The organism is Cupriavidus pauculus (assembly GCF_002858765.1).
Lineage (GTDB): Bacteria > Pseudomonadota > Gammaproteobacteria > Burkholderiales > Burkholderiaceae > Cupriavidus > Cupriavidus pauculus_B.
The window spans coordinates 522,806-534,398 of record NZ_PJRP01000002.1; the positions used below are offsets into that span (position 1 = coordinate 522,806).

Below are 11,593 nucleotides of genomic sequence, written 5' to 3' on the forward strand. Positions count from 1 at the left end.
CCATGTACACGTCGCCCTCGCGCGCCTAGCGCTGTATCCCGTCTATGCGCCGGAGCAAGCGGCGCGAGGCGAAAGAAAATGGACTTTCAAATGTCTCACCAATCCCAACACCAAGGCCTGCTGCGTTTCATCACCGCGGGTTCCGTCGATGACGGCAAGAGCACGCTGATCGGCCGCCTGCTGTTCGACAGCAAGGCCGTACTGTCCGACCAGCTGACCGCGCTGGCCAACGCCAAGAACAAGCGCACCGCCGGCGAGCAGATCGACTTCTCGCTGCTGACCGACGGCCTGGAAGCCGAGCGCGAGCAGGGCATCACGATCGACGTGGCGTACCGCTACTTCTCGACGGCGCGCCGCAAGTTCATCATCGCCGATACGCCGGGCCACGAGCAGTACACGCGCAACATGGTCACGGGTGCCTCGACCGCCCACGCCGCCATCGTGCTGGTGGACGCCACGCGCGTCACGGTCACCAACGGCCGTGCCGAACTGCTGGCCCAGACCAAGCGCCATTCGGCGATCCTGAAGCTGCTGGAACTGCAGCACGTGATCGTGGCCATCAACAAGATGGACCTGGTCGAATACAGCGAGCAGCGCTTCAACGAGATCCGCACCGCGTACACCGAGCTGGCCGCGCAGCTGGGCCTGAAGGACGTGACGTACGTGCCGGTGTCGGCGCTGCGCGGCGACAACATCGTGCATGCCAGCGACGCCATGCCCTGGTACCAGGGCGAGCCGCTGCTGCCGCTGCTGGAAGCCCTGCCGGTGGAAGACGTGGCCCCCGAAGGCGATGCCGCGCTGCGCTTCCCGGTGCAGCTGGTGGTGCGCCAGGACGGTTCCGCCGCCGACGATTTCCGTGGCTACGCCGGCCGCGTGGAAGCGGGTACGGTGCGCGTGGGCCAGAAGCTGCGCGTGCTGCCGGCCAACCGCGAAGCCGTGGTGGCGGAGGTGCTGACGCCGAACGGTTCGGCCGACGCCGCCAATGCCGGCGATACGGTGACCGTGCGCCTGTTGGAAGACGTGGATGTATCGCGCGGTGACATGTTCGTCGCCGCCGACGCCACGGCCGCATCGGCCAAGAAGCTGACCGCTGACCTGTGCTGGTTCGACGACGATTCGCTGAACCCGTCGCGCAAGTACGTGCTCAAGCACACCACGGCCAGCGTGTTCGCGCGCGTGTCGGCGGTGGATCGTGTGCTGGACGTGCATACGCTGTCGCACGAGACCGGCCGCCACGAGATCAACCTGAACGACATCGGTTCGGTGCAGATCTCGCTGCAGAAGCCGATCGTCTGCGACACCTACGGCGACAACCCTGCCACGGGCGCCTTCGTGCTGATCGACGAAGCCACCAACCATACGGTGGCGGCGGGCATGATCCGTGCGTATGCCTGATATCGTCCACGCTGGACAGATTGCATAACGGTGGCAAAGATGAACGCGCAGAAGGCAACGTCGATCGGCAAGGTGTACCTGATTGGTGCAGGCCCCGGTGCGGCCGACCTCATTACGGTGCGTGGCGCACGGCTGTTGGGCGAAGCCCAGGTCGTGCTGCACGACGCGCTGGTGTCGCGCGAGATGCTGGCCTGGTGTCCCCAGGCCGAGCTGATCGAGGTGGGCAAGCGCTGCGGCCAGCGGTCGACCGCGCAGCTGTTCATCAACCGCCAGATCGTCGACCTGGCCAACAAGTACGAGCGGGTGGTGCGGCTCAAGGGCGGTGATCCGATGCTGTTCGGCCGCGCCGACGAGGAACTGCAGGCGCTGGAAGCGGCCGGCATCGCATACGAGGTGGTGCCGGGCATTACCGCTGCCCTGGCGGCTGCCAGCGCCATTGCGCGGCCGCTGACCAAGCGGGGCGTGTCGCGCAGCGTGGCGTTTGCCACGCAGGCCAAGGCGGCCGATGCCGTGGACGTCGAGGCGGACGTCAAGGCCGATACCATCGTCTACTACATGGGCCGCGACCAGGCGGCCAATATTGCCGCGCAACTGATGGCGTGCGGCAAGCCGGCCTCCACCCCCGCTTGGGTGGTGGAGGCGGCCACCACGCCAAACCAGCGCAGCCGGCAGTTCACGTTGCGTCAGATGGCGGCGGGCGAGGCGGCGCGCTGGATGGATCCAGTGCAGCCAAGCCTGCTGATGATTGGCGAGGCGTTGGGAACCCGCGCAACCGAACCTGTCGAAGAACAGGCAGAGGGCGAACGGGCGGCGTGAGGGGTAACTAGCAGATAGCAAAAAGGCCAGGAAGTGATTCCTGGCCTTTTTGCTTTTGGGCTTGCTGTGGGGCTTCGGCAGCCGTCAATCGCTGCCGGATGGTGCCGCCGATATGCCAGAGGAGACGGCCAGCGCGCAATAGGCCGCGATGGCATCCAGCACGCTGTCGATCTCGCCCACGGCCGTGGCCGCCTGGATCTGTATGCCCGGATGCCTGGTTCGGCATTCCTCGATCAGCACCGGAAAATCGCGCCGCAGATGGCCGCCCTGGCCGAAGAACACCGGCACCACGGTCATCGTGTCCACGCCAGTTCCGGCCAGGTCGTCGATGGCATCCGCCAGCGACGGCGCCATCAATTCCAGAAAGGCCAGCCGTACCGCGCAACCGGGCAGCAGCGCCGACAGCCGGGTGTGCAGCCGGTCGAACGGCTCGCGCCAGCGCGAGTCGCGGGCGCCGTGGCCAAACAGGATGATGGCCGGCTTCGATGCGGCTGGATTCGTCGCGACCATCGTCAGTGCCGATCCACCCAGCGCAACGACGTCAGCGCGATGGTCAGGTACAGCGTGCCGGGCACCAGCGCCGAGACAATCGGCGGCCAGGTATGGAGCAGGCCCACGTGCGAGAACAGCGTGTTGGCCAGGTGGAACGACAGGCCCAGCATGATGCCGCCGAAGACCTTCACGCCCACCGCGCCGGCCCGCGCGTGCAGGTAGGCGAACGGCAGGGCCAGCGCCACCATCACGAACAGCGTCAGCGGATAGACCACCTTCTTCCAGAACGCGATCTCGTAGCGCTGCGTGTCCTGCTTGTTGTCACGCAGGTGGCGGATATAGCGGAACAGGTCCAGCGTCGACATCCGCTCCGGCGTGACCAGCAGCACCGACAGTATCTGCGGGGTCAGTTCGGAATGCATCACCATGTTCGGGAACAGGGCCTGCTCGGCGCGGAAGTCCGGCGCCAGCGCGTCGCGCCTGGCGGGTGGCTGGCCCGCCTGGGCGGCCGGCGCATCGCGCAGTTCGGCAAAACGGGTCTCGTTGACGTCGTTGAGTTGCCACTGCTGCCCGCCCTGGTAGCGGCCTTCCTTGGCCACGCGGATCACGCGCAGGCGGTAGTCCTTGTCGAACTCGTAGATCGTGATGCCGCTGATCGACTGGTCCGCCTTCAGGCCCTGGACGTTGACGAAACGAGTGATCTCACCGCCGCTTGCGGCGTCGCGGTCGCGATCCTTGACCCAGACCCCCGACCGGAAGCCGGACGACACCGTGGCGCCAATCGCCTCCAGCTTGATCTTTTGCGCGTATTGCTCTGCCGCCGGGCCGATGAACTCGCCAAAGATGAAGGTGACCACCGCCAGCGGCACGGCCAGCTTGAACAGCGAGAACAATGCCTGGCGCGTATTCAGGCCCGCCACGCGGAAGATCGTGAACTCGGACTGGCTGGCCAGCTGCGAAAACACGTAGATCGCGCTGATCAGCACGGCAATCGGCAGCACCTCGTAGACGCGCGTGGGTGCCTGCAGCATGACGTGGAAGAACGCCACCAGCGACGTGTAGTTGCCCTGGACGCCCTCCAGCTCGCTGAGCATGTCGAAGAAGATGAACAGCGCCAGCACCGCGAACAGGATGAACGCGAAGACGCCGTAGATCAGCCGCGCGAAGTAGCGCTCATAGACGGCCAGAATCCTCATGCCTTGCCCCCGCCATTCGCGCCACTCGCCGGCTTTTTGAGCCGGTGCAGCCCGAACACTGCCCGCCATCCGCCCAGGCTGCGGTTCGCACGGTAGCGGAACATCAGCAGCGCACACAGGAACACGATCAGGTGGATCGGGATCAGCGCTGTCCAGAACGAGAGCGCGCCCGAGCGCACCCAGGCCTGGGCCAGGTTGATCAGGTTGCTGTAGGTCAGGTAGATCAGCACGGCGAACACCAGCGGCGTGTAGCGACCCAGACGCGGGTTCACATAGGCCAGCGGGATGGCGATCATCACGAAATTGAAGGCCAGAATCGGCAGCGACACGCGCCACAGCAGCTCGCCCAGGTTTTCACGCGTGGGATTGCGCAGCAGGTCGATCGTGTCCCGGCTCTTGGTCGGCTGGTCGGCTTCGGTCTCGGGCGGCTTGTTGTCGACCCTTACGGCGTATTTATCGAATTCGATGATCCGATAGTTAAGCTGGCCCGGGATGCCGGCGTAGCGGCGGCCATGCTCCATGACCACCAGACGGTCGCCGTTGGGCTGGGTCTCGAACTGGCCCTGGTGCGACAGTGCCACCCCGATCTTGCCGGCCTCCGAATTGGCAACAAAGACGTTACGCGCGTGCTTCATGTCGGCGTCGATGCCCTCGATGAACAGCACGTAATTGCCATTGGCAGGCTCGATGAAGCGCCCGGAAGCGATCATCGACAGCACGCCACGTTGCTGAAAGCGGTCGCGGAACAGCGCGCTCTGCTGGTTGGCCCAGGGCCAGGCGAACATGCCCAGCAGCAGCGCCATGATGAAGAAGGGCGTGGCGAACTGCAGCACCGGTTTGACCAGGTCGCGCAGCGAGATGCCGGCCGAGAACCACACCACCATCTCGGAATCCTTGTACCAGCGGGTCAGGACGATGAGGGTCGAGATGAACAGCGTGGCCGACAGCAGGATCGACAGGTAGCCAATGGTGGCCAGGCCGATCAGCATCAGCACGTCGTTGGGGCTGGCCTTGCCATTGGCGGCCATCCCCAGGATGCGGATCACGAGCGACGTCAGCATGAACGTCAGCATCACCAGGAACACCGCCCCGGCGGTGTAGGCAAGCTCGCGTCGCAGGGCTTGTTGAAAAATCATGCACCAATCGCTTCCGGCTTCCGGCCGGAGCGGGCGATATGCAGGGGGCCGAGGGACTGGCAGGACCGCGGGCTGTCAGCTTGCAGGATCGGCGGCGGCAGATCGCGGATGAAAATCGCGGATAATGGGGGCTTTCTTTTCGACGAGCCCCTGGAAGGAAGCGCGATGGAATTTAGCACAAAAGCCCTGGATCTGAGCAAAGCCGGCCAAAATGGTTTTCTGGCCACCAAGACCGACTGCCTGGTGGTAGGCCTGTTCGAGGGCCAGAACCTTGCCGGGGTTGGCAAGGCGCTGGACGTGGCCACCAAGGGGCTGGTGGCACGCCTGGTCAAGCAGGGCGACTTTGAAGGCAAGCGCGGCACCCATCTGATGCTGCACGAAGTGGCCGGCATCGGCGCCGCCCGCGTGCTGCTGGTGGGCCTGGGCAAGGAAGTCGAGTTTACCGACAAGGCCTTTGCCGAAGCCGTTCGCACGGCCATGCGTGCGCTGGGCGGCACGCGTGCCGCATCGGCACTCTGGTGCCTGGCACAGCAGGTGCCGTCGCGACGCGACGTGACCTGGGCCGCGATCACGACGATCAGCATCGTGCGTGAAGCCGGCTACCGCCTGCTGGAGCGCCATCCCGAACTCAAGCGCCCGGTCAAGGCCGCCGGCGCGGCCGACAAGCCCACGCTGCGCAAGATCGTGCTGGCCGTGGACGCCGCCGACGCCAAGACGGCCACCCAGGCCGTGGTGCGCGGTACGGCCATTGCCAACGGCATGGAACTGACGCGCGACCTGGGCAACCTGCCGTCGAACATCTGCACGCCGACCTATCTGGCCAACACCGCCCGCGGTATCGCCAAGCGGCACAAGCTGAAGGTGGAGATCCTGGGCCGCAAGCAGATCGAGGCGCTGAACATGGGCGCCTTCCTGGCCGTGACCAAGGGCAGCGTGGAGCCGCCGCAGTTCATCGTGCTGCGTTACGACGGCGCCAGCGCCAAGGCCGCTCCGGTGGTGCTGGTGGGCAAGGGCATCACGTTCGACACCGGCGGCATCTCGCTGAAGCCGGGCGAGGGCATGGACGAGATGAAGTACGACATGTGCGGCGCCGCGTCGGTGCTGGGCACCATCCAGGCCGTGGCCGAAATGGGCCTGAAGCTGAACGTGATCGCCGTGGTGCCCACCTGCGAGAACATGCCCGCTGGCAACGCCACCAAGCCGGGCGACGTGGTGGTCAGCATGTCGGGCCAGACCATCGAGATCCTGAACACGGACGCCGAAGGCCGCCTGATCCTGTGCGACGCGCTGACCTATGTGGAACGCTTCAAGCCGGCCGCCGTGGTCGACGTGGCCACCCTGACCGGCGCCTGCATCATCGCGCTGGGCCATGTGAACAGCGGCCTGTACGCGCGCAGCGACGCGCTGGCCGACCAGCTGCTGGACGCCGGCCGCAAGGCCATGGACACCGCCTGGCGCCTGCCGCTGGACGATGACTACCAGGACCAGCTCAAGTCGAACTTTGCCGACATGGCCAATATCGGCGGCCGTCCGGCGGGCAGCGTCACGGCGGCGTGCTTCCTGGCGCGCTACACCGAGAAGTACGACTGGGCCCACCTGGATATCGCCGGCACTGCCTGGAAGAGCGGCGCGGCCAAGGGGGCTACCGGCCGCCCGGTGCCGCTGCTGACGCAGTTCCTGATGGACCGTGCCGGGTAACCGGCCAATCGAAGGCAGCACAGGATGACGCGCATCGACTTCCACAGCAACGTGCCGGATACGCTGGCCTACGTCTGCCGCCTGGTCCGCAAGGCCTATGGGGCAGGGCAGAAGGTGGTGGTATTTGGCGCCCCGCAGCAGCTGGCGCAGCTTGACGCGCGGCTGTGGTCGTTCTCGCCGCTCGACTTCCTGCCGCATTGCGGGCTGGACAGCCCCAATGCGGCGGTGACGCCGATCATCCTGGCGGCCACGCTGGAATCTGTGCCGCACCACCAGTTGTTGGTGAACATCGCGCCGGAAGCCCCGGCGCAGTTTGCCAGCTTCGAGCGGCTGATCGAGGTCGTGGGCGCCAGCCCCGACGCCCGCGACGCAGGCCGCGAGCGCTTTCGTTTCTATCGCGAGCGCGGGTATCCGCTCACGCACCATGACATCGGGCAGGCCAAAGGAGAATCGGCATGAGCGAACGCACGACATCGCGGGTCATTCCGCGGCTGGGGCCCAATGACAGCGTGCCGCTGCTGACCGAAATCGTCGAATTGCCCGACGCGGCGTTCGAGGCGCCTACGCAGCCGCTGGAACAGTCAGTGGACCAGCCACAGGACCAGCCGCTGGCGCAGCCATTGCCCGCGCGCCACGGCGCCACGGTCTTCGATACCGCCGACATGCCCGATTCGGGCGTGGTGACGGCGGTTGGCGACACCGATTCGCTGGCCGATGCTGCCACCGCCGCCGACACGCAGCCGCCGATGGTGGACGCTGCGGCGTTCCTGCCTGGCGAGGACGATCTGCGCGCCGTGCGTACCGAGCTGCTGACGCGCGTGATGATGCGCTTCCGCACCGAATGGCCGCAGGTGGTGGAGGCGCATACCGAGGCCACGCTGCAGTCGCGCCTGGCCCCGCTGACCGCCCAACTGGCCAGCGAACTGACGCAGGCGCTGGAAGCGCGGCTGGTGGAGTGGCTTGACGCCACGCTGGAAGAGATCGAAAGGGACCCGGGCGGGGTTTGACGCCAACTTGGCATTGTTTCCGCCCCTCTTCCATCTATGGAGGAGGGGCGGGGGAGAGGGCCCGGGGGATCAAATTGCGCCGGATCGGCAAGCTGCACCTCGACGCCCTCTCCCCCAACGCCTCTCCCGCCATGCGGAAGAGGCGAGCAGGTCAGTAGTACTTCAACCTCAATCCGTCACCGCTCCCTTGCTGGCCGTCGATGCCAGTTTCGCGAATTTCGCCAGTACCCCACGGGTATAGCGCGGCGCCGGCTGCTTCCACGCGGCACGCCGTTTCGCCAGTTCGTCGTCCGGCACGTTCAGTTGCAGCACCAGCTGGTGGGCATCGATGGTGATCGAATCGCCTTCGTGCACCAGCGCGATGGTGCCGCCAACGTGGGCTTCCGGTGCCACGTGGCCCACTACCATGCCCCAGGTACCGCCCGAAAAGCGGCCGTCGGTAATAAATCCCACCGATTCACCCAGCCCCTTGCCGATGATGGCCGAAGTGGGTGCCAGCATTTCCGGCATGCCCGGGCCGCCCTTGGGGCCCAGGTAGCGCAGCACGAGGATGTCGCCGGCATTGATCTTGTCTGCCAGGATGGCTTCCATCGCGCTCTGCTCGTCCTCGAACACGCGCGCCGGGCCGGTGATCACCGGGTTCTTGAGCCCGGTGATCTTGGCCACGGCGCCTTCCTCGGCCAGGTTGCCCTTCAGGATAGCCAGGTGGCCTTGCTTGTAGAGCGCGCGGTCGAGCGGCATGATCACGTCCTGGTCGGCGCGCGGCTGGTCGGCCACGTGCTCCAGTTCCTCGGCCAGCGTGCGGCCCGTGATGGTCAGGCAGTCGCCATGCAGCAGGCCCGCGTTCAGCAGGAGCTTCATGACCTGCGGAATGCCGCCGGCGCGATGCAGGTCGGTGGCCACGTAGTCGCCCGACGGCTTCAGGTTGCAGATCACCGGCACGCGGCGGCGGATACGCTCGAAATCGTCGATCGTCCATTCCACTTCGGCCGAGTGGGCAATGGCCAGGTAGTGCAGCACGGCGTTGGTGGACCCGCCCGTGGCCATGATCAGCGTGACGGCATTCTCGATGGACTTGCGCGTGATGATGTCGCGCGGCTTGATGTCCTTCTTGACCGCCTCCACCAGCACACGGGCCGATTCGGCGGCGCTGTCGACCTTTTCCTGGTCCGGGTTGGCCATGGTCGACGAATACAGCAGCGACATGCCCAGCGCCTCGAACGACGAACTCATGGTGTTGGCCGTGTACATGCCGCCGCACGAGCCGGTGCTCGGACAGGCGTTTTTTTCCACGCCCTCGAAGTCTTCCTCGCTCATGCGGCCGGCGGTGAATTCGCCCACGGCCTCGAACGACGACACGATGGTCAGGTCCTTGCCCTTCCAGTTGCCCGGCTTGATGGTGCCGCCGTAGACGTAGATGCCCGGCACGTTGGTGCGCGCCAGCGCGATCATTCCGCCCGGCATGTTCTTGTCGCAGCCGCCGATCACGACCACCCCGTCCATCCACTGGCCCTGGGCCGCGGTCTCGATACAGTCAGCGATCACTTCGCGCGAGATCAGCGAGTACTTCATGCCTTCGGTGCCCATCGACATGCCATCGGAGATCGTCGGCGTGCCAAAGATCTGCGGATTGGCGCCCGATGCGCGCACGGCATCCACGGCGGCATCGGCCAGCCGCTGCAGGCCGGCGTTGCACGGGGTAATCGTCGAATGGCCATTGGCAATGCCCACCATCGGCTTGTCGAAGTCTTCCTTCTTGTAGCCGAGCGCGTAGTACATCGAGCGGTTGGGGGAGCGCGCCACGCCTTGCGTGATGTGCTGGGAGCGTTTGTTGAAAGCCATGAAGTCTCTCCGGGGGGATGCCGGCCCAGGCGCGATGCGCCGCTGCGCCAGCCGTGTTGTGGTGTTGTGCCGGAAAGCATGCGCTTGGCGTTTTAGCGTGTCAAATATATTATTCGTCCGTTATTAGGTCGAAAAACATATCAATCGGGGGGCTGGCCCTTTGGATCTGCGCCAACTGCGTTACTTCGTCACCGTGGCCGAAGAGCTGCATTTCGGGCGGGCGGCCCGGCGCCTGGCCATGACCCAGCCGCCACTGTCGCAACAGATCCAGGCGCTGGAAGAAGAGATCGGCGTGCAGTTGTTCGTGCGCACGCGGCGGTCTGTGATGCTGACGCCTGCAGGCCAGCAGTGGCTGCCCGAGGTGCGGCGCGTACTGGCCGACGCCGCGGCGCTGCCGGGGCTGGCGCAGCGGCTGGCGCGGGGCGAGGTGGGGTCGCTGGCGCTGGCCTTCGTCAGTACCGCCGACTACGGCATCCTGCCCGACCTGCTGCGCCATTTCCGCGCCCGGCACCCGGACGTGCAGCTGCAACTGCGCGAGGCCACCAGCGATATCCAGCTCGAAGCGCTGGCCGAGGGCACGATCGACGCCGGGCTGGTCATCCGCCCGCAACTGCCCGTGATGCCGCATGGCTTGTCGTACCTGCCCCTGGTGCGCGAGCCGCTGGTGCTGGCCGTGCCAGACGGATGGCGGCCCGCCGGCAGCGCCACGGTGCCGCAGGCGGTAGCGCTGCGCGATGCCGCACGCGAGCCGCTGGTCATCTTCCCGCGCCGAAGTGCGCCAGCGTTTTATGACATCATTACGGGCTACTATGCGCGCGACGGCCTGACGCCGGTGATTGCCCAGGAGGCGATCCAGATGCAGACGATCGTGAGCCTGGTCTCGGCCGGCATGGGCGTGGCGCTGGTGCCCGCGTCGCTGCGCAACTTGCGGCGCACGGGGGTGTCCTACCTGACCTTGCTCGACGCCGGCCCGGAGATCGAAACCGGTCTGGCCTGGCGCGAGGGCGCGGCCGGGATGGCGCCGGTACTGCGGTCGTTCATCGACATCGCCACCGGGCTGGCCGGCGCCATCGGGCTGACGCAAGACCATGGCATAAATACTTAGAACATCGCGCAGCACGCCGCGCGACCGAAACTTACAGCTACTCTCCCGTTACCCCATGCTCGTTCATCCGCAATTCGATCCGGTTGCCATCCATCTGGGGCCGCTGGCCATCCGCTGGTACGGCCTGATGTACCTGGCCGGCTTCATCATGTTCCTGTGGTTTGGCCGCTTGCGTATCAAGCAGCCCCATATCGCGGCGCGCGGCTGGGTGTCGCGCGACCTGGACGACATGCTGTTCTATGGCGTACTGGGTGTGATCCTGGGCGGCCGGCTGGGCTATGTGCTGTTCTACAAGCCGAGCTACTACCTGACCCACCCGCTGGAAATCTTCAAGGTATGGGAAGGCGGCATGGCTTTCCACGGCGGGTTCCTGGGCGTGCTGGTGGCGATGTGGGTGTTTGCCAAGGTGCGGCGCCGCCACTGGATGGAAGTGACCGACTTCATCGCGCCGCTGATTCCGTGCGGGCTGGCCGCGGGCCGCATCGGCAACTTCATCAATGGCGAACTGTGGGGGCGTGCCACCGACCTGCCGTGGGGCATGATCTTCCCGCAGGCCGGCGACAACATTCCGCGTCATCCGTCGCAGCTGTACCAGTTTGCCGGCGAAGGCGTGACGCTGTTCATCATCCTGTGGCTGTTCGCGCGCAAGCCGCGGCCGATGGGCGCGGTGTCTGGCGTGTTCCTGATCGGCTATGGCACGTTCCGCTTCCTGGCCGAGTTCACGCGCGAGCCCGACAGCTTCCTGGGCCTGCTGGCGCTGAAGCTGTCGATGGGCCAGTGGCTGAGCCTGCCGATGATCCTGATCGGCGTGCTGATGGTGGTGTGGGCGTATCGTCGCCAGGCCAACGGCGCCACGGCCGGCGCGGCGCGGTAATCTGGACTGCCACTGGTTGCCGCCCCTCTCCC

11 protein-coding genes are annotated in these 11,593 nt (G+C 66.0%); 7 read left to right on the forward strand and 4 right to left on the reverse strand.

The window, feature by feature from the left end:
- Positions 1-90: 90 nt before the first annotated feature.
- Entirely contained in the window at positions 91-1,395 is a 1,305-nt protein-coding gene (locus tag CYJ10_RS07255) for a sulfate adenylyltransferase subunit 1 (RefSeq protein WP_101681061.1), read from the forward strand.
- 39 nt (positions 1,396-1,434) lie between these two features.
- The gene (gene cobA / locus CYJ10_RS07260; protein ID WP_101680822.1) at positions 1,435-2,211 is read left to right on the forward strand and encodes a uroporphyrinogen-III C-methyltransferase; all 777 of its coding nucleotides are present in this window, start codon (positions 1,435-1,437) and stop codon (positions 2,209-2,211) included.
- A gap of 84 nt (positions 2,212-2,295) precedes the next feature.
- Here cobA and CYJ10_RS07265 read toward each other — a convergent pair whose 3' ends face one another.
- The 3 genes from CYJ10_RS07265 to lptF are packed head-to-tail and all read right to left on the reverse strand — an operon-like array spanning position 2,296 to position 5,035.
- On the reverse strand, positions 2,296-2,721 hold the full coding sequence (locus CYJ10_RS07265) for a sirohydrochlorin chelatase (protein WP_101680823.1): 426 nt from the start codon (positions 2,719-2,721) through the stop codon (positions 2,296-2,298).
- A gap of 2 nt (positions 2,722-2,723) precedes the next feature.
- Entirely contained in the window at positions 2,724-3,899 is a 1,176-nt protein-coding gene (gene lptG, locus CYJ10_RS07270; RefSeq protein WP_101680824.1) for an LPS export ABC transporter permease LptG, read from the reverse strand.
- Positions 3,896-5,035, reverse strand: coding sequence for an LPS export ABC transporter permease LptF (lptF, locus tag CYJ10_RS07275; RefSeq protein ID WP_101680825.1), 1,140 nt, complete (start codon positions 5,033-5,035; stop codon positions 3,896-3,898). Before lptF ends, lptG begins: the two co-directional genes overlap by 4 nt.
- 165 nt (positions 5,036-5,200) lie before the next feature.
- Here lptF and CYJ10_RS07280 point away from each other — a divergent pair, with 165 nt between their 5' ends.
- The 3 genes from CYJ10_RS07280 to CYJ10_RS07290 are packed head-to-tail and all read left to right on the forward strand — an operon-like array spanning position 5,201 to position 7,740.
- Entirely contained in the window at positions 5,201-6,733 is a 1,533-nt protein-coding gene (locus tag CYJ10_RS07280) for a leucyl aminopeptidase (RefSeq protein ID WP_101680826.1), read from the forward strand.
- 24 nt (positions 6,734-6,757) lie between these two features.
- Positions 6,758-7,192: a DNA polymerase III subunit chi gene (locus CYJ10_RS07285; protein ID WP_101680827.1), complete on the forward strand. Its 435-nt coding sequence runs from the start codon at positions 6,758-6,760 to the stop codon at positions 7,190-7,192.
- Positions 7,189-7,740, forward strand: a complete 552-nt coding sequence (locus tag CYJ10_RS07290) for a hypothetical protein (protein WP_101680828.1) — start codon at positions 7,189-7,191, stop codon at positions 7,738-7,740. The genes CYJ10_RS07285 and CYJ10_RS07290 overlap by 4 nt, the downstream gene beginning before the upstream one ends.
- Positions 7,741-7,908: 168 nt before the next feature.
- Here the strand turns inward: CYJ10_RS07290 and ilvD are convergent, their stop codons facing one another.
- Positions 7,909-9,582 carry a dihydroxy-acid dehydratase gene (gene ilvD, locus CYJ10_RS07295; RefSeq protein WP_101680829.1) on the reverse strand — a complete coding sequence of 558 codons (1,674 nt, stop codon included), beginning with the start codon at positions 9,580-9,582 and terminating at the stop codon, positions 7,909-7,911.
- A gap of 160 nt (positions 9,583-9,742) precedes the next feature.
- Between ilvD and CYJ10_RS07300 the strand changes: the two genes are divergently transcribed.
- Both CYJ10_RS07300 and lgt read left to right on the forward strand, forming a co-directional pair.
- The gene (locus CYJ10_RS07300) at positions 9,743-10,687 is read left to right on the forward strand and encodes a LysR family transcriptional regulator (RefSeq protein WP_101680830.1); all 945 of its coding nucleotides are present in this window, start codon (positions 9,743-9,745) and stop codon (positions 10,685-10,687) included.
- A 55-nt stretch (positions 10,688-10,742) separates the two neighbouring features.
- A complete protein-coding gene (gene lgt / locus CYJ10_RS07305; protein ID WP_101680831.1) occupies positions 10,743-11,561 on the forward strand; it encodes a prolipoprotein diacylglyceryl transferase in 819 nt (272 codons plus the stop codon).
- Positions 11,562-11,593: the final 32 nt, after the last annotated feature.